The organism is Bacillus sp. EKM208B (assembly GCF_011800725.1).
Taxonomy (GTDB): domain Bacteria; phylum Bacillota; class Bacilli; order Bacillales; family Bacillaceae; genus Bacillus; species Bacillus velezensis.
In genome coordinates this window covers 177128-202216 of the sequence record NZ_JAANHO010000001.1, presented here as the reverse complement: position 1 = coordinate 202216, position 25089 = coordinate 177128, and the positions used below count along the sequence as shown (strand labels likewise).

The 25089-nt window shown below is 45.2% G+C and carries 16 protein-coding genes; 4 read left to right on the top strand and 12 right to left on the bottom strand.

All coding sequences use genetic code 11. The features are described from left to right. Positions 1-101 precede the first annotated feature (101 nt). From G9F75_RS00975 to G9F75_RS00940, 8 genes are all read right to left on the bottom strand, one after another. On the bottom strand, positions 102-776 hold the full coding sequence (locus G9F75_RS00975) for a DUF7003 family protein (protein WP_017418572.1): 675 nt from the start codon (positions 774-776) through the stop codon (positions 102-104). 103 nt (positions 777-879) lie between these two features. Continuing rightward, positions 880-1581: a DUF7003 family protein gene (locus G9F75_RS00970; RefSeq protein WP_224960590.1), complete on the bottom strand. Its 702-nt coding sequence runs from the start codon at positions 1579-1581 to the stop codon at positions 880-882. Further along, entirely contained in the window at positions 1578-8615 is a 7038-nt protein-coding gene (locus G9F75_RS00965; protein WP_103526481.1) for a DNRLRE domain-containing protein, read from the bottom strand. Before G9F75_RS00965 ends, G9F75_RS00970 begins: the two co-directional genes overlap by 4 nt. Before the next feature lie 161 nt (positions 8616-8776). Continuing rightward, positions 8777-9841 (bottom strand): polysaccharide lyase family 1 protein, encoded by a 1065-nt coding sequence (locus tag G9F75_RS00960; RefSeq protein ID WP_022553994.1) that lies wholly within the window; start codon positions 9839-9841, stop codon positions 8777-8779. 141 nt (positions 9842-9982) lie between these two features. Further along, positions 9983-10894, bottom strand: coding sequence for a DMT family transporter (locus G9F75_RS00955; RefSeq protein WP_021494691.1), 912 nt, complete (start codon positions 10892-10894; stop codon positions 9983-9985). Between the two features lie 147 nt (positions 10895-11041). After that, the gene (locus G9F75_RS00950; RefSeq protein WP_017418568.1) at positions 11042-11488 is read right to left on the bottom strand and encodes a universal stress protein; all 447 of its coding nucleotides are present in this window, start codon (positions 11486-11488) and stop codon (positions 11042-11044) included. A gap of 81 nt (positions 11489-11569) precedes the next feature. Continuing rightward, positions 11570-12979, bottom strand: coding sequence for an aryl-phospho-beta-d-glucosidase (bglH, locus tag G9F75_RS00945; protein WP_121984282.1), 1410 nt, complete (start codon positions 12977-12979; stop codon positions 11570-11572). 7 nt (positions 12980-12986) lie between these two features. Next, positions 12987-14822, bottom strand: coding sequence for a beta-glucoside-specific PTS transporter subunit IIABC (locus G9F75_RS00940; RefSeq protein WP_167408877.1), 1836 nt, complete (start codon positions 14820-14822; stop codon positions 12987-12989). A gap of 655 nt (positions 14823-15477) precedes the next feature. Here G9F75_RS00940 and G9F75_RS00935 point away from each other — a divergent pair. Further along, the gene (locus G9F75_RS00935; protein WP_167408876.1) at positions 15478-16125 is read left to right on the top strand and encodes a hypothetical protein; all 648 of its coding nucleotides are present in this window, start codon (positions 15478-15480) and stop codon (positions 16123-16125) included. A 5-nt stretch (positions 16126-16130) separates the two neighbouring features. On the opposite strand, the gene G9F75_RS00930 is transcribed toward G9F75_RS00935, so the two are convergent. From G9F75_RS00930 to abnB, 4 genes are all read right to left on the bottom strand, one after another. Beyond that, positions 16131-16541, bottom strand: coding sequence for a very short patch repair endonuclease (locus G9F75_RS00930; protein WP_065180340.1), 411 nt, complete (start codon positions 16539-16541; stop codon positions 16131-16133). A gap of 87 nt (positions 16542-16628) precedes the next feature. Beyond that, positions 16629-17906: a DNA cytosine methyltransferase gene (locus G9F75_RS00925; RefSeq protein WP_167408875.1), complete on the bottom strand. Its 1278-nt coding sequence runs from the start codon at positions 17904-17906 to the stop codon at positions 16629-16631. A 571-nt stretch (positions 17907-18477) separates the two neighbouring features. Next, positions 18478-19425, bottom strand: coding sequence for a HaeIII family restriction endonuclease (locus G9F75_RS00920; protein WP_167408874.1), 948 nt, complete (start codon positions 19423-19425; stop codon positions 18478-18480). Between the two features lie 257 nt (positions 19426-19682). Beyond that, positions 19683-21089, bottom strand: coding sequence for an arabinan endo-1,5-alpha-L-arabinosidase AbnB (abnB, locus tag G9F75_RS00915; protein ID WP_167408873.1), 1407 nt, complete (start codon positions 21087-21089; stop codon positions 19683-19685). Between the two features lie 241 nt (positions 21090-21330). Between abnB and hutP the strand changes: the two genes are divergently transcribed. From hutP to hutU, 3 genes are all read left to right on the top strand, one after another. Beyond that, entirely contained in the window at positions 21331-21777 is a 447-nt protein-coding gene (hutP, locus tag G9F75_RS00910) for a histidine utilization transcription antiterminator HutP (RefSeq protein WP_004393292.1), read from the top strand. A 112-nt stretch (positions 21778-21889) separates the two neighbouring features. Next, complete coding sequence (gene hutH / locus G9F75_RS00905) at positions 21890-23428, top strand: histidine ammonia-lyase (protein WP_021494687.1); 1539 nt, start codon at positions 21890-21892, stop codon at positions 23426-23428. Further along, positions 23425-25089, top strand: coding sequence for a urocanate hydratase (gene hutU, locus G9F75_RS00900; protein WP_167408872.1), 1665 nt, complete (start codon positions 23425-23427; stop codon positions 25087-25089). Before hutH ends, hutU begins: the two co-directional genes overlap by 4 nt.

Genomic DNA, 25089 nt, shown 5'->3' with positions numbered 1-25089 from the left:
AACGGCCTTCTTTCTTTTCTATTTCATACCGCTCATATCCTGAATAATATCGTGTTTGAATTCTGTAAGCGCAGAGGTTAAAAAAGGGTTCCTTCATCAACTCACTCTATATCGTAATCCTCCCACTCCCTCCAGTTGTTATTTACTTCACCTAGATCAACTGAACCTGCGCCTTTTTCAAGATATTGCGCAAATGATTGAAAAGAAATTAATTGGCTTGGATCTGTTAGGTAATCAGGATATTCCCAATCCTCTGTTTCGAACACTCCTTCTGCTTCGCTTTTTAGATCCAGTATATTTAATAGTTTGTTTGGCTTTATCCAAAGCGCCTCTCTAAAAGAAGCATCCTCAAACAAATTCCTGAAATAAGTTTTCCAAGCCCTTTCTTTTGTACTCTTTTGGAATTCATTTCTTTGGTGAATATTTACGCAATAACGAGACTCTTTAATTTCAATTTCCACTACTTCGCTTAATTGTTGAAAATCACTTTCACGATATGTTATTTTCTCACCTGCTTCAGTCTTTAAGGCGAAGTCATCAATTATTATCGATTTGTAGTTGTCTGAAAAACAGTTACTATAGGTATGAATAGCCAGAAAAGGTCCTTTAGAATCTACTTCGAAGCAATGAATTGCCAGTAACCAATTGTCATCATTTAATCTTAATAAGGTACATTTACTCCCAACATAATTAGATTCACGCCATTCAAAAATTGGTCGGTTTAATTCACTAAATTCATCATCTAATAGGCTAAGAATTTCTTTACTTTTAATCAAAATTCATTCTCCTTATTAAATTATTTTTATATTTTATCTTCCACATAATAATTTATTTAATATATAACGGATTATTTCCAATTACTGCATGTCTATAATATCTTCAAAAGTATTGAACAGAATCTGTGTGTGCCCATTTTGGCCACTCTGTGTTACCATCAGCATGTTTTTGAATATATGCTATCTCTTGACGGGAAATTGCTTCGGCAATTGATTGAAAGAAAGGAGACAAACTAGGCAAATCTTTTTCTCCTTCTGGATGCATCCATAATTCTGTTGAATACAATTGTTCATACTCCGAAGAGAGACCCGCTATTTCCAGTTGTTCTTGTTTCGTCAGCCAAAGTGTGTCAAGAAATAATCTATTTTTGGTCATATGCCTCAAACATGTAATCCATTCATTCTTTGGGGAAATCTTATCTTTTATTTCCTGCTCAATAAAAAATTGAAATGTTTTCTCTCTAAGAGACACATTGATTTGTTTACTTGTAAAACCCGATTCTACATCTTCCAATTCCAGAAAATTTCCTTTTTCATCTGCAAATAAAAACGGTTCATCATCTAAAAAACTTACTTCATTATTTGTTAATTGATTACCTACCGCATAAAAATCAATAGCTGGTCCCAATCTCGACAATCCAAACAGCTGAAACGTTAAAAGCCAGTTATCTCTTTCAATAAAAATCGAAAGCTTCCCTTTTGCGAAGTCAAAATTCTCATTATCAAGAAACGGAAACTCTTCCTTATTGAATGAATCGTTAAGCAATGCGAGAATGGCTTCTTTTTTTCCACCCAACAGCCTCACCTCCGTTGATGTCTTTTTCTTAGAATAGCACTAGTATATCCTCCTTGTTTTCGTGAACAAGTTTGACAATGAGGATATAGCCTTTGTCGCTGGCCTTTCTTCCTTAATTTTGATACTGGTTGGTGATCTGCAATCCAATTTCTGCTTTTAGTTCCAGGGTGCCTTCTACCACAAGTATGACAGCCATATTTATTCCCAATTTTGTTTAATACTCTTCTTTCCTTTTTATTTAACCTGCTACTTGTACTTCTTGCAGGAATTGACCTTCTAGCGTATTTACCAGGTTTTAAATACTTCTTGGCGGCCTTCGCAAATCCTAAAGCCTTCTTAGCACCTTTAAACACTTTCCCGGGCCCAAAGTTCGAAGCCGCTGCCCAGGCTGCACCTCTCCATCCTTTACCTGATTTATATGCCTTATATCCATCATAGGCTGCAAATCCGGCATTTACCACAAGCCACACCCAATGCCCGTCCGGATCGACATTCATGACCGGGTTGTTGTTTCCGTATGCATATCCATTCTGATCTAAAGAATCGCCGTCACTTCCCGGGTCTGGGTCTAGTGATAAGAATACGCCGTTTCTTGGCTCGTAGTAGCGGGCCATGAGATAGTACAGGCCGGTTTCTTCGTCGTATTGGTAGCCTGCGTAGCGGTAGCGGTTGTCTTTTACTTCGTCGCTTGCTTCGGTTTTTGTCGGATTTCCCCACGCATCGTACTGATATTTGGCAACGGTTTTTCCGGTGCTGTCTGAGATGGCGGTGACGTCACCGTGTGCGTTGTAGTGATAGAAATATTTCTTGCCGTTCTCTGTATAGGATAACAGCTGGCCGCTGTCACCGTACGTGTATGATTTTGTGACGTTGTTGTCGGCGTCTGTTTCATACAGGACGTTCAAGCTGTCTCCGTCGTAGAAGTAGTTTGTGACGTTTCCGTTGACGGTTTTTTGGATTCTGTTTCCTTTTTCATCGTATTTGTATGTTGCGAACGGCTTGTCTTCGCCTTTTTTCGTGACGGCGGTCAGGTTGTCTTCCGCGTCCCACGTATATGTGTATTTGCCGTCGGATGTGCGGTTGCCGTTTTTATCGTAGGACAGGTCTTCGTCATTCACCTTCGTCAGCTGGTTCATGATGTTGAAGGATGCGTTGACTGATTTGCTTGCGCCGTCCTTTGTGGCGGTGACGTTTGTCCGGTTGCCGAAGCCGTCGTACGTATATTGAATGACGGTGCCGTCTTCATGTGTTTCTTTGACGAGCTGGTTGAGCTTGCCGTATTCGTACTGCACCTTTCCGCCCGCTGAGCTGTCGATGACCGTGCGGTTGCCGTTGGCGTCATATTCATAGCTTTCCCGGAAGATGCTGCCGCCGTTTTTGGCTCCGATATGAAGAGAGCTGACGAGATTCCGCTCATCATATGAAAAACTCGTGCCGACTTCATTGCCGCTGATGAATGTCTGGACATTGCCGTTTTCATCATAATCAAATGTATAGGCTGAAGTGCCGTCTTTCATTTCAATCATTTGATCAAGTTTGTTGTACGTAAAGCTGTTTGTTCCTTTTTGGCCGCCGTGGCTCCATGAGAAAGTTTTCAGCTTATCCGAATCAGCCGGATACGTCCAGCTTTGGCTGCCGCCGCGGTCGGTTAATTCGGTCAGGCGGTTTTTGTTGTCAAAGGTGCGTTTTTTCGTTGTATTTTGTTCTTTGTTTGTGACAGACGTTTCATTGCCGTTTTTGTCATAGGTAAAGTTATATTTTTCAGTGCCGTTATACGCTTTTGACTTAACCCGATCGGTGCCGTCATAGGTCAGCGACACTTCATTTCCGTTGGCGGAAACGGTTTTCGTCAGGTTGCTGTTGGCGTCATATTCACTCTTCAGTACATTGCCGAGCGGGTCGGTTGTTTTGACGAGCTTGCCCATGACGTCATATTCATATTGATAGGTCTGATCTGCGCCGGCCCGAATCGTTTTTGTCAGCTCATTTCCTTCCTTGTCATAGCTGTGAAGGATGGATGTGCCGTTTGACAGGGTCAGCTTTGTCAGCTGGTCGGCCTGATCGTATTCGTAGGCGGTTGTTTCGCCTTTCGCGTCGGTTTCAGATGTTTTCTTGCCAGTCTCGTCATATGAAGCAGTGCTTGCATACCCTAGTTCGTCTTCTTCTTTTGTGACGTAGTTTCCTTTTTCGTCATAGGTGTTTTTCGTCAGGATGCTTCCTTCGATTAAACGGATATCATCAAACCACGCCGTTCCTGTGGCGCTTTTTTGGAACAGAATGCTGATTTCGATTTTATTGATCGGCTTTGTTTTCGGAATGACTGCCGCTGCCCGGTTCCATTCTTGGGTCCCCTGCGGGAATTTGGCGGTGTAGACGCCCGTCGTTCCGTCCGCATAAGTGACGCCGGCCTGAAGAGCGTAATCATTGTCGTTCGTTAATTTTACACCGTCAGCCTTGGACATTCCTGTCAGCGTGATATATACCGGCTTATCGTCCGCGCTTTGGCCTAATGTGACGGTTTGTTTTGCGGCCGCATTGGCTTGTGATGCATTTGTGCGGGACGCTTTTAATGAGCTGTCATCATCGAAGCCTTCATCAAGGTCAGCGGCGGCTCCGCTTGTGCTCCAGCCGTCTGCTTTAGCCGTGAAACTGCTGTTTTGCACCGGGTTATAGCTTGAAGAGACTTCGCCTTTTTCCAGCTGAACCTGATCAAACCACGCTTTTCCTTTGCCGTCCTTGTCGTTATGGTCCACTTCCATATAGACGATGGCTTTTCCTGCATTGGCCGGTGTTGTAAAGGTGATCTGCCGTTTCGTCCAGTCATTCTTTCCGGCTAATGCGCCTGATTCATTGTGAATCCATTGAATGCGTTTTTGGTCTTTGTCACGTAGATCAATGTTGAAATACGCTCTTGCCTTTGTCAGATCCGTTTTGATCTGGCCGCTGAGTGTATACGTCGTATTCGGCTCAAGCTGCACTTCCTGCGTTGCGGACGCATGGCCGTGCTCTGTTCCGGCTGAAGCGGATTGTGAGGAGATCTCCAGTGCTTTTTGTCCGGACAGCGCGCCGCTTCTTGCTTTTACAGATGCAATACTTCCGCTGTCTCTCGTAGCGGTGAGATTCCAGCCCAGCTTTGTTCCTTCAAAGCTGCCGTCTTTCAGCAGGCTTGCCGAAGCTGCCAGCTCTTTGCTTGATTGAATGAGATTTCCATACTTGTCATACACGGCGGCGGATGAGGATTTTCCGCTTTGATCCGTCTCAGAAACGGCATCAAGTCCGTCGTACGCAATATCAGTGACGTTCCCCTCGGTGTCCTTCATTTTCGTTACGTCATTGTTTTTGTTGTACTGATACGTTTCGGTGCCGTAGTTGTCTTTTACGGCTGTGACGTTGCCGTCTTTATCATATTGATAGCTTTCTGTCGCTTTGCCCGTATCCGCGTCGTTCGGATCGGTGTCCTGAATGACGTTGTTGCCTTCGTATACAGTGTTGGTCGTGATTTTCAGCCCTTCGGCATCATCGATCATTTGAATCGGGTTGCCCGCCTCATTATAGCCGTACTGCACTTGGCGGCCGTTCGGCTGCGTCATGAGCAGCGTTTTTTTGTCCGCGTCATAGCTGTAGTCGTACGTTTCTTTTTTCGCATTGACGGCTTTGGCCAGGCGGTGGCCGCTATATTGGTATTCAGTGAACAGCGGTTTGTCATCCGTGCTGTTTGCGGAATACTGCTTGACGAGGCGCCCCTCGTCATCGTAGTCATAGCTTGTGACGCTGCCGTCAGTATCCGTCACCTTTTTGAGAAGGTCTTTGTCATATGAATACGAAATCTTTTTGTTTTTCGGCCCTGTAAGAGATGTGACATGGCCGTTTTCATCATAGGTAAATGTCAGCTTGCGCCCTGATGCGTCTGTTATGGCGGTCAGCTGATTGCTGTCGTTATACTCGTATACGGTTGTGTTGTTGTGTCCGTCAACGATTTTTTGGAGCTTGCCGCCTTTTTTGCTGAAATAAGCGTTCGTCTGATCTTTTGTTTTTAATACAAATTGATCGCTTGTTTCCGTCAGTTCGAGATAAACGCCCGTCGGCGGCTGATACGTGCCGTCAGATTTTTTCGTGAAGACATGTGTTGTCGCGTCCTCATCAATATAAACGGCTCTGCCGTCTTCAGAAAGAATCGACGTTTCCGCATCGGCATACCAGCCTTGGCCGAACATATGGTCAGAGCTGTCAAGGCTGTTGAAGGTCCGGGAGAGTCCGAGCCCCGGTCCGCGTCCGTCGATTGACATATCTTCTTCATTGACGATGACATTTCCCGTTGCGCCATTCAGCTGTCCGTCCGGAATGTCGATAATAGACCAGAATTCTTCCGTTCCGAGGAATTCCGCCCCTTCATGGAAAACAGGGTTAAAAGGTGCCGTCGGTATGCTGTCACCGTTTGCGTCATAGGCGGTCAGCGTAAAGGAATAGTTCTTCTTCCCTTTGTAATTGCCGTTTGCGTTTTCGTAAACAGGTGAAGGGTCAAGCGCCAGTTCGCCGCCCTTTCCGTCCGTGTGAAGCTGGAATCTTCCCGCTTTCACTTCATCGGCTGAAGGCCAGATGTGTTTGTTTTGGGTCGTCCAATGATCGGTATCACCGATATCGAATGATTGATAGTCTTTTCCGTTGTAGATGTTGATTTTGTAGCCTTTCGCGTTTTTGACCTTATCCCATATGAGATTGACATAACCCGTTTGGCTCGATTTCGTGTTCGTATAGACATAGCCTGTCAGGTTTTTCGGCTTTGCGATATCAGGCAGCGCCGGACTAGCTTCCGGTGAGGCGATCGCTTCTCCGTCTTTGTTATAGGCAATGACTTTAAATCCGTAGGTTTTCCGGTTCGCATCTCCGCCGGCGTTTTTATAAACAGAGCCCGGGTTGATTGGCAATTCCGCGCCTTTTTTGTCTTTCAGGTGAAGCGCATATTTTCCGGCGCTGATTTCCGCCTTTGTCGGCCAGATGTTTTGATCTTTTGTGGACCAGGATGTTTTATTTCCGAGGTCAAGCGTTTCAAAGCTTTTGCCGTTAAAGACTTGCATTTTATACCCGGCTGCGCCTGATACGGCTTTCCAGGAAAGATCAAACCAGCCTGTGGCGTTGTTGTTATTAAAGCCTTTCGTACTTGGTTTCTGAACTCTTCCAATATTCGGAATGACAGGCTTGGCGGCCGCAGACATGGCGCCTTCTCCCTGGTCAAACACCGCGCTGACCGCGACCCAGTAATTTTTACTTGCCGGATAGCTGCCGCCGGAGTTTTTATAGACCGGCGAAGGATTAAGCGCTAATTCACTTCCGCCTTTTCCGTCTGTATGCAGCTTATATTTGCCGGAGTCGATTTCCGCTTTTGTCGGCCAAATCTTTTTCCCTCTTGTGCTCCAAGAGGTTGCATTGCCGACCGGAATGGCTTGATATTCTTTCCCGTTATAAAGCCAGACTTTATAGCTTTTGGCGCCTTCAGCTTTTTTCCAGCTGATATTGAAAAATCCTGTCGAATCTCCGTTATGATACGCTTTGACAGACGGCGTGTCCGCCTTCGGAATCGTGTATGTCACTTCAATGTATGGTTTTTTAGCAGAGTTTGCTGATGACATCAGCTTCTTCCAATATTCTTTTCCGTTGCCGTTTGCGTGAAGCTTAAAGCCGTAATTGGCGCCGCCGCTGTTCCACGACTTGACTGCGGAGGTGACATCGAAGCTTGCCCATTGGCCTTTATAGACCTCGGCTTTGCCGATGTTTTTGGAGCCCGGCTTGTTCTTCCACGTAATCTTGGCATTGTCGTAATTGCTGTTAACGGTGTCGAGCCAAAGCCCCGTCGCCTTTGATCCGTAATAGGAGTGGGCTGTGTATGCTTTGAGCGTCGCTTTCGTCACCGTCATGTTTTTGATCGGCTTTAGATTATCAAACTTCATAAAAGTGTAGTTCGTTCCGGTTGTGCCGTCATAATATCCAGTTTTCAGCACGTACGCTTTCAATCCGGCATCCCATTTCTGCGATGCGGCAGAGTAGTTTGTCGTCGGGTACGCGCTCATGACAAAGGTATCGGATGACACAGATACTGATGTTGAAGGGTCAATAGATACCGGATAAACCCGCTTGGGATCTTTCAGCCATTTTTCATCGGCCGTTACATGGAGCAAGTAGCCTTCGCTGTTTTTTTCAAGTTTGAAGCTGACATCTTCTGACCTGTTGACTTCACCTGACTTTTCGTCGAGATCTGAGTCGGTCATAAAGGGCTTCGGCACGGTGTAGACGACATTGTCTTTATCATCAGAAAACGCGATCGAGCCGTCTTCCTGTTCTTTAGCCTGCAGGTCGGTTTTGATTTGAAAGGTGAAGGAATTGTAGCCTTCATATTTGTGAAGCACAAGGTCTTCTTTTATGTTTTCGTTAAATGTGTAGGTTTGTAAATCAATTGCAGGAAACACTTGCTGATACGTAAGCTCGTTGCTGTCTTCCTTTACTTTTGCTGAGGCATCTGTCGGAGTAATTGCAGCCTGATCGGGGCCTTTTGCGCCGGTTAATGAGTATGTGAGCTTATGATCATCGTGTTCAAATGTAGCGTATAATCCGTTTTTCATTTGCTTCAGAAAATCGGAGTTCAGCACTGTATTTTCCGTTCCGACTTCCTTTGAGCCGGTTTTCAATTCAGGAGAAATGTCTTCCCAGTCCGCATTGGCGGTTTCTTTCGTATGAATGGGGTCTGTGTAGATTTCCTGTTTGTACACACCCTCGCCTTCATAGTAAAGCTTTGAATTCTCAGTTCTTTCAGACGTGATCTCACCGTCTTGATTGATATCTTTTTGATCAAAAGGCATCTGCTCAGATGCTTTTTCCGCCGGAAGATCTTTTTCCGGGTCCGCTGCCGGAATGTCGGCGGTTTTCGCTTGATCTTGTTTTTCACGCGTTTCTGCCGCAAATACACCGGCAGGCGCAATGGAAATCATAAGCGTTGCCGCAAGAGTGCCGGCCAGCCATTTTTTCCACTTGTTCTTTTTTCCTATTTTCATAGGTTCTCCTCCTTCTTTTGTAATGTAGGCTTAACAATAGTAATATTATTGAAATTGTTTATCAATATTTTCCTAGGTATTTAAGGTTATTTTAAGGATTATAGGTATTTTGAACCTTTTATTCATATAAAAAAACCGCCGGCTGCCAGCGGTTTTTCGTATTATGGATAGCGGAGATTTGTATTTTGCGCTCCCGCGTAGGATTGGGCGAAGTTTTTGGCGTCCTGGGCTGAAAGGGTGCCGTAGCTGTAATTTGATCTCGGATTCCAGCCGGTGCGCGGTGATTTCGGGGCTTTGAGCGACGGGAATGAACCGATGTCGGTGAATTGGGCCGTCCCGTAGTCGTCTATCATTCCGCCTTTTTCATTTCCGTTACCGAAATAGTTGGCTTCTGAGAAGACAGTCGCGTTTGTATGAATGGTGAATCCTAAATTGAAATTGGTCACATAGTTGTTTTTCGCGTGAAAATAGCCGTATCTCATCAGGCCCGGTGAACGGACATAGACGTTATTAAAATAGTTGTTTGTGATCGTCATATGCGGATAGCCGATATAATTGCGTCCTTCGTTATCATCATTCGGATAACCGAGAATCAGGCCGTACAGATGGTCTGTGAATTTAGAGTTAGACAGCGTCACAAAATCCGCTTTAGCGCCGACATACAGAAGCTTTCCCAAATCGCTGTGGCTGTTCGGATTGTAGCTGTGTCCTTCAAACCACACGTGATCAATCCAGTAATTCTGTCCGTTCGCTATGTACATCGGAATGTCGTTGTTGCCCGTAATGGCGGCACTATGGCTGATAATGAGATTTTTGAAAATCACATTGTTTGAGCCGGACCCGGTGGTCAGATAGATGTTGGTCAGCCTGTGGCTGGTATAAGAGCCGACGATGGTTTTATTGGCGCCGACTGTCACAACGGCTTTACCCGGGGAAGAAATATCACTTGTGATGACGATTGTTTTGCGATCCGTTCCGCCCGCATTGTTTTTCAAATCATTGAGATTGCTGACGTAGACGACGGGGCCGCCCTGGCCTCCCGATACGGCGGATTTTGCTTTTCCGTTATGATCCTTCGCATTTCCCGCGAACCCGGTAAGTCCCTGCATCACATCCGGATAAGCCGCTGCCGCTTCTGCCTGCTTTGATACGGAACATACGATGGCCAGACAAAGCGCAAAGCCGAGCGCAGCCAAGAAAGCGAGATGACGCGTCTTGTTTATCATGCCCTTCACTCCTTTAATCTCTTAAATTGTAAACACAAGAAGTATTATACAATTACTATACTCTTTTTCCATGATCTGTTTGTCTGCTTTTTCGTTATGGCTGAATAGCCCCAAAATAAAAAAAGCAGTCGGTACGGCCGCCTATATACGGGTGCTGTCTGCCTGAGTTTCCGCCGGCACGGCTTTTTGCTTTCGAATCAGGGACAGCGCCATTCCCGCAAAAATCAACACAATCCCCAAAGATTGATAAAGGTCGGGGCGAAATCCCGTAAATACGGTGTCAAGCACAATCGCCACCGCCGGATCAAGAAATACGATGATTGAAATAAACCGGGTGGATAAAAACCGCAAGCTGTCAAAAAAGAGCAAATACACAATTCCCGTATGAATGATACCGGTTGACACAATCATGATCCAGTTCACATGCGACAAATCAGAAAAAGCGCCGAAACGGACGAACGGAAGAAGAATGATAACGCCCAATCCGGTCTGCAAACAGGTGACCGCATATGGGCTGAGACTGTTGATGCCTTTCCCGGCCAGTGTCGTAAAAGCATAAAAAAGGGCGGCCAGCACGGCCCAAATAATACCCGATCCCATCAGCTGAGAAAATGATGTACTTCCGTTGATGCCGGAAATCAGGGCGGTGCCCAGAAAACAAATCACGATGGAAGTGACGGACACAATATGCAGTTTCTCCCGGTATATAAGGCTCCCTAGGAGAAGGACGAGAACCGGAGCCAGATGATAAACGGAAATCGCTATCGTCACTGATGTCTCCTCAAATGATTTAAATAAAAACACCCAGTTCAGCACGAGAAAAAATCCGCAGGCCAGTGTCTGCAGCACCTCACGCCGGTTCCATTGTTCGGTGCGGTACCGTCCGGAACCAAACCAGCAAACGCCCAGAAACAATGAGGCGCACAGACATCTCACAAAGACCAGTTCAATTGAAGGCACATTCGTATGTTCCGAGAAAAAGCCGATTGATCCGAAAATGACCATGGAAATGACCATTTTGATGACTGCATTTGATGTTTGTTCAGCTTGCATTGATTTGCTTCCCCCATATCATTGACTGTTTATTCAGACAAATACTAACAGCCATTTTACTTGATTCAGAGGAAGATTTCATCCTATTTTTCGAAAGACGGCGGTCTTTTCTCATTAAAAAAACCCCGCATCAGCAGGGTCTTCCGTTTAATGAACGATCAGTACAGGACAAGGAGACAATTGTGAGACCTTATGGCTCACGCTTCCGAGCATCATTTCTTTAAATCCGCTGATTCCGCGGCTTCCGACGACAATCAGATTGAAATGCTGTTCTTTCGCTATGTTTAAAATTTGATGCGCAGGTTCGCCTTGGACGTACAGGCTTTCCGCATTTACTCCGCTTTCTGCCGCTTTCTGCTTGGCATCTTCCAGAATGGCCGCTCCTTTTTGCTCGACTTCATGTTTGATGTCTTCAATGAAGTTTTCCGGAACATAGACAATCCCTGTTAAGGCTGATGTGGAGACAACGGCTTCACGTCCCGCATAGAGAATGGTGAGTTCAGCCTGCTGTTCTTTCGCCAGATGGATCGCTGCGTCCAAAGCTTTGCTGCTCATGTCTGAACCGTCTACTGCTGCAAGAATTTTTTTAAACATATGAATCCCGCCTTTCTGCTTTTATTGTCCTCCTCTCTTTGCTGAATGTCAATTTTGCCGGCTTTCTCCGGAACATTGCGCTTACAGACTTTCTCCGTTTGTGGCGATGACGTCTTTATACCAATAAAAACTTTTCTTTTTCTTCCTTTCAAACGTGCCTTTTCCGTCATTGCCGCGGTCGACATAGATATAGCCGTAGCGTTTTTTCATTTCTGCCGTTGAGGCGCTGACGAGGTCAATCGGCCCCCACGACGTGTAGCCGATCAGGTCGACGCCGTCTTCAATCGCCTCTCTTGCCTCTATTAAATGATCACGCAGATAATTGATGCGATAATCATCCTGAATGGTTCCGTCCTCCTCCGGCTGATCAACCGCGCCAAGTCCGTTTTCGACGATAAAGAGCGGTTTCTGATAACGGTCGTACAGCGTGTTTAAGGTGATGCGCAAGCCCTTCGGATCAATCTGCCAGCCCCATTCGGAAGATTTCAGGTACGGGTTTTTCACGCCGCCGAGAAGATTTCCCTTAGATTGCGCCAGATCCTCAGGCGCCGTGCTGGCCGTCATCGACATGTAGTAGCTGAAGCCGATGTAATCCACCGTATGTTCTTTCAGGAGCGCCTCGTCTCCTTCCTTCATCTCGATCGTAATTCCGTTTTCTTTAAAGAAGCGTTTCATGTAGCCCGGATAGCTGCCCCTCGCCTGTACATCAGAAAAGAACAGCGTGCTCCGCTCTTTTTGCAAAGCCGCATATACATCCTCCGGCTTCGGCGTCATCGGATACGTCGTCGTCGCGGCGATCATGCAGCCGATCTGGGAATCCGGGATGATCTCATGGCCGGCTTTTACCGCCAGTGCGCTCGCCACAAATTGATGGTGAGCCGCTTGGTACATCGTGTTTTGTTTATTTTCGCCTTCCCGGAATATAAGACCGCCGCCTGTAAACGGAGCGTGAAGAACGACGTTGATTTCATTGAAGGTCATCCAATATTTCACCTTGTCTTTATAACGGGTGAAAACCGTGCGGGCGTACCGCTCATAGAAATCGACCGTCCGGCGGTTTCTCCAGCCGCCGTAGTTTTTCACAAGACCGAGCGGCATCTCATAGTGAGAAATCGTGACGACCGGTTCGATCTGATGTTTTCTCAATTCGTCAAACAAACGATCGTAAAATTGCAGCCCTTCTTCGTTCGGTTCTGTTTCATCACCGTTCGGAAAGATTCTCGTCCACGCAATGGAGGTGCGGAACGCTTTAAAACCCATCTCCGCAAACAGGGCGATATCCTCTTGATAGCGGTGATAAAAATCAATCGCGTCGTGATACAGATTCAGCGCATCGTCTGTCTCATGAAACGGAGACATAATGCCGTCCGGGGAGACATCCGCCGTAGAAAGTCCTTTGCCTCCTTCTTTATAAGCTCCTTCAATCTGATTGGCAGCCGTTGCGCCGCCCCATAAAAAACCTTCCGGAAATCTCTTCATGTTTTTCTCCACCTCTTTTTCAGGATAACGCCAGAAGCGCTTCGTTCGGTTTGACCATTCCGCTTTTTTTCACGTCTGTAAATGAATATTGATCCGTATTCGTAATGATGACCGGCGTGATCACGTCAAAACCGGCAGCCTTTATCTCGTCGATTTCAAAAGTAATCAGCAGATCTCCCGGTGCGACGGCATCGCCTTCTTTGACGTGCACCTCAAAATGCCTGCCATCCAGCCGGACGGTATCAAGCCCGATATGAATGAGAACCTCGGCTCCCCGGGCGCTCGTAATGCCGATGGCGTGCTTTGTTTTAAATACGGCTGTCACCCTCCCTTCTACAGGAGAAACCGCCGCACCCTCTTCAGGCAGAATCGCAAAACCTTTTCCCATCATTCCACCGGAAAAGACGCTGTCGTTCACTTCGCTTAATGCTTTCACTTCGCCTTTAATCGGGCTGTGAATGATTTCTCTGCCTGCCGTCACCCCCGGCGCTTCAGGCGCTTTGTCCCGTTCGGACTGCACATCCTCAAACCCGATCAGCAGTGCCGCCGCAATACCGGCCGCAAACGAGATAAAAAGCCCGATCAGCGCATATAGAAATGTCGGCCCGATAAAGACCGGAATGCTAGGCAGACCGGCGTTTCCGCCGACAATGTAGGAAGCGACACCCGTTATACCGTAAAAAGCTCCGCCTGCCGCGCCGCCGATTAATGCAGCCGCGAACGGTTTTTTCAATCTCATGTTAACGCCGTACATCGCGGGTTCGGTAATGCCCATCAATGCCGTAATGCCCGTCGTAAACGCCAGCGATTTGAAGGTTTTGTTTTTTGATTTTAAGAAAACCGCAAATGACGCGCCGGCCTGCCCCATATTCGCCAAAAACATCGCAGGCAGAATGTAATCATGTCCGTTTTGGGCGATGTTATTGATCATGATCGGCACAAGCGCATAATGCATCCCCGTCATAATGATGAGCGAAAATGTGCCGGCAAGCAGAATCATCGCGGCAATGCCCGCATGATTGAACAAATCATTGACGCCGACAGACAGGTAATTCCCGAGAATCGCGCCGAGCGGGCCGACTGTGATCAGGGTGACAGGCACGACGATCACAAGCGTAAGCATCGGAACGGCAATCAATTTCAAAGATGAAGGAGTGATTCGGTCAATTCCTTTCTCTACATAGGACATCAGCCATATCGCCAGCAAAATCGGGATAACTGTCGATGAATACGTGGCAGCGGTTACAGGAAGACCGATAAAGGAGATGCTTTTCCCTGCTCCAAGCAGGGCCGTTAAATCCGGATGCAAAATCGCACCCGCCACAGCGGCCGCCACGTACGGATTACATCTGAATTTTCTCGCCGCGCTTACCGCAAGCAAAAGCGGCAGAAAATAAAACGCACCGTCACCGACAGCCGTGAGAATGCTGTGAGTCTGGCTCTTCTCCGACATCCAGCCGAAAGTCACCGCTAACGCGACAAGCCCTTTTATCATGCCGGCTCCGGCAATGGCCGGCAGAATCGGCGTAAACACGCCGGAAATCACGTCAAATACAGCACTCAGCACATTTTTCTTCTGCTTCGAAGTTTTGTTTGCGCTTTCATCACTGAGCCCGCTGCTCTCCATCAAAGCCTGATACACCTTCGGCACATGATTGCCGACAATGATCTGAAATTGCCCGCCGCTGATATTTGTCCCCATCACGCCTTCCGTCTGCTCCAGCCCGCTCCGATCTGCTTTCGCATTGTCATACAGATTAAAACGAAGCCGCGTCATGCAATGGATGACACTCTGAACATTCTCCTCCCCGCCGACAAGTTGTAAAATCTCTTTTGATATTTTATGATAGTCCATGAGTCTGCCTCCTTAAAAATGGGGGAACCGCCGGACGAAAGGTGCCCGCCTTTCTCCGGCTTTTTTTGTTATGAAATCAGCATCACCTCCGAAAAAAGGGTATAAAAAAAACCTAAACTGCACAGCATACGGGGGGTCTTCCCCTGTCTGACGCAATTTAGGTTTTGCCTGCGGTTTGCAGTAACAATCCTAGGTGAATGATATGGGTTGATATGTATACTTTAGCACTGGATTTATTGGGTGTCAACGCTTACATTTTTAAAAGTGAGACCCTTTTACATATTGTTCTTTAAATAGTTTAGGTGAAAACTCAAAAGGCACTTCTTTTGAGTTTTTTATAAAGGGCAACCACTAATATTCATTTAAAAAACATTTCTAATTTGTTATTCCATATTTGCTCGTTACAGCTCATGACTAAGCTCTTGTTCCATAGCATAGTCAGTTCTCGCCGAATGTAACGCGCTCATTACTGCCAGCATGAGGCATCACCTTCTAAATAAAATCGGGCCTACATAGACTGTTACCATGTTTCATGATAGGTTATTCGGATAAAAAGACCTATCAAATCCTCTACTTTAATTTTTTAAATAATTTGATTTATAAAATTAAAGTAGGTTATGATATTCTATAAAACAGATAGGTGGGACAATCAATTATGAAGACTAAAGAAGATGATTTGAAAATAGCTATAGAAGTATTTGATCGTTGTTGCAAAAAATTGTATAAACACAGAAATCCTAACATACGTTTAGAGAAGAGCTCTGAACTTTTAAGCAATTGGTTTTTAGATGGTCTGAAAGATCTAAACCCTCTTACTTTAGGATCGAACTCCCATCCAGATTTTATTGTTCAAAATGTGGGCTTTGAGTTGAAGTCTACAAAAACTAAAGGTTTAATTCAATTTAACTCTACTATCCCTTGTGGGGGTTATTTACATAATAATGAAGAAAGAGAATGTTATTATGTAATAGCTCGTTACATAAAGGATAGGCAATTTGGCTACCTAGAAGATTTTACATTAGTAGATGGTGACTTTTTCAACAATGATAGAAACCTGTCTTTTACACACCGCAATAGCCAAGAAAAAAAATTCGGATCCTTTCAGGATGGCATTGTTAGATACAGAAAAATGTATCATTTTCCTTCTCCACATAATGAAATACCGGGCGTTAGATTTATATCTAAATATAACAATGCTCAATCTTATAATTCTAATTTACAATTAGAAAAGGTAATAAGTAGAAGTAATTCCACTTGTGAAGAATTTACTTTTTATGTTTATGCGCATGATTTATTAGTGTGACTTCTTCATTTTTTATGCTCAACAATGAAACTTTCAATTTCATCTATTACTTTATTGTAATCTGTTTTAAACTCATGCTCCCAAACTCTCATTATATTCCAACCATTATCTAAATAATAATTTGTTACTTTTTTATCCCTTCTTTTATTTCTAAGAAGTTTTTCGTTCCAATACTGTATATTACTTTTAGGAATATGACCGTGTTTGGGGCAATTATGCCAAAAGCATGAATCAATAAATATTACTATTTTATACTTTTTTATTGCAATATCAGGTTTTCCGAATAATGACTTAACATTTCTTCTAAACCTCAATCCCCTTCTCCAAAGTTCAGAAGTTATTCTCTGTTCTAGCTTTGATTCGGATTTTATTGATTGCATTGTTTTCCTTCTCTGCTCTATTGTCTCCCTGCGCATCTTCAACACTCCTTCTCATTGCGTATATTTTTTTATATCCTCCAAATTAATTGTTAAACATAAAAAAGAGATCCCAAAAGGACCCCTTTACCTATCAAACAATTCTAATTGTTGAATCTCCTCTCTTTTTGAGGTTAACTCTTTTTTGTTTCTATGGCTCCACTCTGCTATAGGTCTAGCAATTGCCCTAGCAAGTTCTACAGGTACTGCATTGCCTATTTGTTTATACACTTTATTTAAGCGTCCATTTTTGCTTATTTCTTTAAAAATATCTCCATCTGAAAATTTGAACCAGTCGGGAAATGTCTGTATTCTTGCAATTTCTTTAACAGACAGCCTTCGATTAAGCTCTATTCCATCAGCAAACCCCCATTGATCTGTTCCTAGTTTAACCATAGGGCTACCTCCCGGGTGTAACGGTGCCTGTCTCCCAGATGCTTGAATAGTAAAGCTTTGATCATTCCAAGTTTTTTTACGATTACGTGACATATATATAGAAGAGAAGCTACCTTCATACCAATCTCCCGGATCTTCTTCTAAATCGCCAATAGCGTCCTTAAGAGTTACGTAAGGTAATCTACCCTCACCATGAGTCTCACTTGGAAATTCATAATCAAAGTTTAAATCTTCACGAACTCCGACTATAAATACACGCTCTCTATATTGAGGCACTCCATAATCTCTAGCATTTGTTAGTTTAAATTTAACTTTATATCCAGCTGATTCAAAATCTTGAATTATTTGCTTAATGACTTCGCCTTTACCTAAAGTAAGCATCCCTTTAACATTTTCTGCCACGAAAAAAAATGGCTTAGATTGTATTAAACAACGAATAAAATGTATATATAAAAAGTTTCTCTCATCATCTATTAAACGTGGTCCTGCTTCACTAAAACCTGGGCACGGAAAACCACCTAATACAATATCACTCTTCGGGAAAAATTTAATTTTTCTGATGTCCTTTTCAGATTGAAAAACATGCTGTGGAAAATTCAACTTATATGTTTGGTTAGCTTCTTTAAACATGTCTATTGAATAGACAGTATGAAAAATGCTTTCTTCTCTATGCTTTAAAAATAAATCTTTATCTTTTTTAAGTTCATTGGTTGTTTTAATTCCTTTTATAGCATCCAGGCCAGCTAATTCAAACCCGAGATCTAAACCTCCACAGCCAGAGAATAAACTTGTCAAGTTGAGTTTTTCGTTATCGTACAATAAAGGTTCTGGATTTTCATTAAAATTGTCAAGTCTTTGAGCAGCTTCTTGTTCAATACTTATTTTATCTAAAAGTAGCGCTTTAACCTCATTGGCATCATAGTCTTTCATTGGGCGGTACTTTGCACGCCCTCTATCTTCAATCTTCATAATAACACCTCCATGCTAAGATCATTTTAACACTTAATAAAGAAAAAGGCCAGAAGAGAATACGAATAGTAAATTAAAACAAATATAGAACAAAAACTGCAAATTAAAATACTAATTACTATAAAATCAAATATAACACATCTAGCTAAAGCGAACAAGTGTTCTCGTTTGTTTAAAATGTAATAATTAAAATTATATAATAGGAAAGGCATTAGCACACATTGAAAATGAAGGAAATAGGATGAGATGATATTAAACATTTTTAAAGGTTATTTATTGTAGAAAAGAGCAACCTACCATTTTTCTGCCATCTCTCGCAAAACAAGGGGACACTTTGAAGAATAAAATAAGCACTAGATTAAGAGGAGAAATCGTTATAATGTTATGGAAAAAACGGATTTTAAATTAACAAAGCCATCAATAGAGGTAAAAGACAAAAATTTCAAACGAATAAAAGCAACGAAAAAATTTATAAAAGCTTTTCCGAAACTTTATGACTCGCGAAATAAATTAATTAGCAAAAATACGAAAAAGGAGGTCAGATAATCTCCTCCTTTTTAATGTAAACGATTTAATTCCAAGACACTACTTGTCGGTAAAGTGTAGGCGGCAAACCTGCTATTTGAACATCTAACTTTAAAGAACTTTCCACCTTAGAACTTGCATTATGTATTCTAGCAGAAATGGTCCAGCCTTCATCACATACAATTATTAGCGTAGTATTGGATCCTTCTTTAAAATGTATATCGTAAAATCTCTTTGGTAACTTTAACTGAGGAACCCTTAATTTTGGTCTATTTCCATGTATGATTTTATTTAGCGTTCCATAAAGGTTAAATGCTTGTATCTCAGTAGTTTTATTTTTAGTGTCTACTATGGCCTTATAAAAATCATGTCTCCCAAGTAAATAACTTAATAATCTTTTAGGAATTTCACCTGGATACATTCCGTCTAGCACCTTGAGTTCGTTATTTAATGCCTCTAATACTGGCTTATAAAAATTTTCGGACTTATTCTCAAGTTCCCTCCAAAATAACCCTTTCTGCTTCAGTTCATCTAATTCTTTGAATAACGGAATAATATTTTTAAAATACTCATCCGTTGACTTAAATCCAAACCATGATTCACCTACATCAATACTTGCAGATAGCCGCGAGTGTTTGACAGCCTTGTGATTTTTTTTGCAGGATAATCCAATTTCCCATTTTTCTAAACCACGCATTGCTAAAACATCTCGAACATCTCCAGTTTGCCCTTTAGAATCTTGCTGAATTGCTAACGAGAGATGTCCCTCTCCATTTAATAGACCAGGTTCTAGCTTTAAAATCTCCATTACACCAGCCATGGATGCTTTATTCATGTCATCAATTTTTTCTGAATCAAATGCTAAATAGGCATCTCTCGCTGTTGTTAATTGATCAGAATCAAGAATTTGAATTTGTTCAGTACAAAGGCTATTACTCAAAGATTGTAGAAATGCATATTCAAGAGCTTTTCCATTTCTCGTCTGAATCCCCATTTTGACCTCTTTCTTTTATTAGAATATGTATATTGTAACTCATTGGTTAAAGGTTCTCCAGTTTTTACATATACATTGACTCATTATTGTTTAATTACTTACTAAGAACTTATAGTGGTGCTCCTTTATTCATTTTAATACAATTATTCAAATAAAAAGAAACAGTTAAGTGTTCATAAATCAGAACATTGTTTATACGATCATATTAAATGAATATATACACCCTCTTTAAAGTAGAAGGGGCGTTTTTCTGATTATCACTTCACTCCCCAAACAGCCTCCCCATCACCGCTCAGCACACTAAACGTCACAACTTCTTTCTCTCTCGCTGAGTCCCATTCTTTCAGGAAGACGCCGTCATAATTTGTGCCGTTCAGGTTGATTCGGGCTTTGCTGCTGTCCGTTATTGTCCAGGTTCCAGTCATTTCCCCGGAAATGGTGCCGTCGTTGTTAAGCCGGATGTTTTTTGGGGTTTTGATCGTAGCTGTGATGTCTTTTCCGTGCTGGATGAGTTTGTAGGTTCCGGATGCAGCGGCCGCCGATATGTGTGAATCCGGTTCTCCCGCATAGCGGTATGGCGCTGCAACGGGCCATCCGTCTTTGTTCATGTACAGCCGATGCACTCTGACTTCATGCTCTTCTCCTCTGTTCGGGAAACGGGTGTGGAAAATGAGGTATGATCGTTTCGTTTTCCCGTCGTAAAACACGGAGTTGTGTCCCGGCGATACGTAGCCCGTGCCTTTTTCAGATTGTGAACCGAAGCTATAGCCGCCCATGAGTTTAACCCCGTACGGTTCAATTGCTTTGTCGTCGAAGAAACTGCCGTCTTTTCCTTTGGCATCAAGCATGTTATGACCTGCGGCGTCATAGTACGGACCGTCCGGATTTTTAGAGCGCGCCACACGCATATTGTAACCGCCGGCTGTGTCAAGTCCGCCGAATGACAGATACAGATAGTAATATTTCGTTTCCGGATTGTAGCTGATGTACGGGCCTTCGATTCTGCTGTGATTTCCGCCGAGCAGTTTTTTTCCGTATCCTTGGTTCGGGAGCGGGAAACCGGTTTTCGGATTCATTTCCAGTATGAAAATTCCGCCGGAGTAAGAGCCGTACACCATCCAGAGCTTGCCTTTATGGTCAAAAAACGTTTGCGGATCTACGACGTTCGGGTGAACGTTTGCATGATACGTCGTGCCGTCTTCGCTTTTTCCTTCCATGCCCGATTTCAAAAAGATGCCTTTGTTTTTGTAGGGTCCTTCGATTTTGTCACTCACGGCGATACCGAGAGCGGATCGCGGCGAGTCTCCTTTACAGGCGTTATAGTACATGTAATATTTCCCGTCAGACAGCTGGGCGACGTCCGGCGCCCACAGCGTATCAGACTGGGCCCAGTCGAATGTCTCTTTTAATTCGGTGTAGACGTTCGGGATCAGGGGATTATTGGGATTGACGCTTGAAGATATCTGCTGCCACTGCATCAGGTTTTTCGACTTGGCGGAAGCCAAATGCGAGCCGAATACATAATATGTATCTCCTGTTTTAATGACGGACGGATCATGCACGCTGACCTCTGAAAAAACCGGATGCTGGGCTTTTGCCTGCGGCAGAGTGAACCCGATGACCGCTGCTGAGACCAGGCACACACGAAAGAAACTGGTTTTCATTTTCTGAAATCTCCTCGCTCTCTTCTTTTCTTAAAACGCTTTCAAGACAACGCTCCATTTTATGATGCGGATGGCGGAAATATGTGATCAACAGCGCCGGCTTCACGATGTACCGCTTTACTTCGATAGCAATCTGATTTGTGAAAGACTGGAAAAAAAGTTTTGACTTCTGATTCGCAAACACTTAATATAAAAAACAGTTACTAGTTATCAGAATATTTAAGAATTGAGTGAAGCATATATGACCTTACACAAAGACCGCCGCATCGGGCGACTGTCCGTCCTTCTTCTGCTTCATGAGACTGAAGAAAACCAGCAGATCAGCCGGCTGGAACGGGACGGCTGGAAAGTCTGTCTCGGCAGGGTGGGTTCAATGGATGCGCATAAGGTGGTAGCTGCAATTGAAACCGCTTCCAAAAAGAGCGGCGTCATTCAATCTGAGGGTTATCGCGAATCACATGCGCTGTATCATGCCACAATGGAAGCTTTGCACGGAGTGACGCGGGGCGAAATGCTGCTTGGCTCGCTGCTTCGTACCGTGGGCCTGAAGTTTGCCGTCTTGCGGGGAAATCCGTATGAAAGCGAGGCGGAAGGCGATTGGATCGCCGTTTCACTTTACGGCACGATCGGAGCTCCGATTAAGGGGCTTGAGCACGAAACATTCGGAGTCGGAATTAATCACATATGAATCAGCCCATAGATTTCAGATGATAGGGGGCTATGCGTGAAACATCATTTTCATGGCATAGCTCCTTTTTGTATGGGCGCTTTACCAAAGTAAAGGAAAAGGGGTTGAAATGATGGTGACGTTAGACGGTTCCTCACTGACAACCGCAGATGCCCAGCGTGTGCTGTTTGATTTTGAAGAGGTTCAGGCATCTGCCGAAAGCATGGAACGTGTGAAAAAAAGCAGGGCGGCGGTTGAACGGATCGTTCAGGAGGAGAAGACCATTTACGGGATTACAACGGGGTTCGGCAAGTTCAGCGATGTGCTGATTCAAAAAGAAGACGCCGCGGATCTGCAGCTGAATCTGATTCTTTCTCACGCGTGCGGCGTCGGTGATCCGTTTCCGGGATCTGTATCGCGGGCCATGCTGCTTTTACGAGCCAATGCCTTGCTGAAAGGCTTTTCCGGCGTGCGGACTGAGCTGATTGATCAACTGCTCGCGTATCTCAATCATCGCATTCACCCGGTCATCCCGCAGCAAGGGTCACTGGGGGCGAGCGGAGATTTGGCGCCGCTTTCTCATCTCGCACTAGCGCTTATCGGGCAAGGCGAAGTCTTTTACGAAGGGGCCCGGATGCCGACAGCTCATGCTTTAGAAAAGACAAACCTTCAGCCGGCCGTCCTGACCTCTAAGGAAGGGCTCGCGCTGATCAACGGAACGCAGGCTATGACCGCGATGGGGCTGATCGCTTACCTCGAAGCCGAAAAACTGGCCTATCAATCGGAACGGATCGCGAGCTTAACGATCGAAGGCCTTCAGGGCATTATCGATGCGTTCGACGAGGACATTCATGCCGCCCGCGGTTATCAGGAACAGATGGATGTCGCAGAGCGAATCCGCTATTACTTGTCAGACAGCAAACTGACGACCGTCCAAGGGGAGCTGCGTGTCCAGGACGCCTATTCGATCCGCTGTATTCCTCAAGTCCACGGCGCATCATGGCAGACATTAGCGTATGTAAAAGAAAAATTAGAAATTGAGATGAATGCCGCGACAGATAACCCGCTCATTTTCGAAGACGGCGCCAAAATCATCTCAGGCGGAAACTTTCACGGACAGCCGATCGCCTTTGCCATGGATTTTCTCAAAGTAGCGGCGGCCGAACTTGCGAATATTTCTGAACGCCGTATCGAACGGCTTGTGAATCCGCAGCTGAATGACCTGCCGCCCTTTCTGAGCCCTCAGCCCGGCTTACAATCCGGAGCGATGATCATGCAATATGCGGCGGCCTCCCTCGTGTCAGAAAATAAAACCCTGGCCCATCCCGCCAGTGTCGATTCCATTCCTTCATCGGCAAACCAGGAGGATCACGTCAGCATGGGAACCATCGCCTCAAGGCACGCCTACCAGATCATTGCGAATACGAGACGGGTGCTTGCCGTTGAAGCCATTTGCGCGCTGCAGGCCGTGGAATACCGGGGTGCGGAACATTGCGCCTCGTACACAAAACAGCTCTATCTTGAAATGAGAAACATCGTGCCGTCCATACAAGAAGACCGCGTATTTTCTTATGACATCGAGCATCTGAGTGACTGGCTGAAGAAGGAGTCTTTTCTGCCGAATGAACATCACCAAAAACTGATGACCAATGAAGGAGGACTGACAAGATGACTGATGTAAAGAAATCAATCCGCGCCGGCCGCGGCACCGAACTTGAATGCTTAGGATGGGAGCAGGAAGCCGTGCTCCGCATGCTCCGAAACAACCTTGACCCGGAGGTTGCCGAAAAGCCGGAGGAGCTGATCGTATACGGCGGCATAGGCAAGGCCGCGCGAAACTGGGATGCTTTTCACGCGATTGAGCGTTCCCTCAAAACATTAAAAGATGATGAAACACTGCTGATCCAATCCGGAAAACCGGTCGGACTGTTCCGCACGCACAGCCGCGCGCCCCGCGTCCTGCTGGCTAATTCGGTTCTCGTGCCGAAATGGGCGGATTGGGAACATTTCCATGACCTTGAGAAAAAAGGGCTGATGATGTACGGGCAGATGACAGCCGGCAGCTGGATTTATATCGGCTCACAAGGCATTTTGCAAGGCACCTATGAAACCTTTGCGGAGCTTGCGAGACAGCATTTCGGCGGCAGTCTGAAAGGAACCCTTACGCTGACGGCCGGTCTTGGCGGAATGGGAGGCGCCCAGCCGCTGTCCGTCACGATGAATGATGGCGTCGTCATCGCCGTTGAAGCGGATGAAACACGGATTGATAAACGGATGGAAACAAACTATTGCGATCGAAAAACAGCATCAATTGACGAAGCGCTGCGCTGGGCCGAAGCAGCCAGACAAGCCGGAGAACCTTTATCGATCGGCCTTCTCGGCAATGCGGCTGAGGTGCATCATGAGCTTTTGAACCGCGGCGTCCATATTGACATCGTGACCGATCAGACTTCCGCTCACGACCCGCTGATCGGCTATATTCCGGCAGGATACTCACTTGAAGAGGCCGGGCGTCTGCGCCGGGATCAGCCCGATTTATACGTAAGGCTATCCAAGCAAAGTATGAAAAAGCATGTGGAAGCCATGCTTGCCTTCAAGAAAAAAGGGGCTATCGTCTTCGATTACGGTAACAATATCCGCCAGGTTGCCAAAGATGAGGGTCTCGCCGATGCTTTTGATTTTCCGGGATTCGTTCCCGCCTACATCCGACCTTTATTTTGTGAAGGAAAAGGGCCGTTCCGCTGGGCTGCGCTGTCGGGAGACCCTGAAGATATATACCGCACGGACGCTTTATTAAAAGAGCTGTTTCCAGAAAATCAAGCCCTTCACCGCTGGATTGACATGGCACAGAAAAAAGTCACATTCCAAGGCCTGCCGTCCCGTATTTGCTGGCTCGGCTACGGTGAACGGGAAAAGATGGGGCTCGCCATCAATGAATTGATCAGAAACGGCGAGCTGAAAGCCCCGATCGTCATCGGAAGAGACCATTTAGACTGCGGATCTGTCGCCTCTCCGAATCGGGAAACAGAAGCGATGAAAGACGGAAGCGACGCGGTCGGCGATTGGGCGGTGCTGAACGCGCTGATCAACACGGCCTCAGGCGCAAGCTGGGTTTCTTTTCACCACGGCGGGGGCGTCGGCATGGGGTATTCCCTTCACGCGGGAATGGTCGCGGTCGCCGACGGCAGCATCCTTGCGGAACAACGGCTTTCCCGCGTTCTGACAAGCGATCCGGGAATGGGCATCATCCGCCATGCGGACGCAGGTTATGAAAAAGCGGCTCAAGTCGCCGAGGAACAAGACATTATGATACCGATGAAAAAGGAGCGGTAA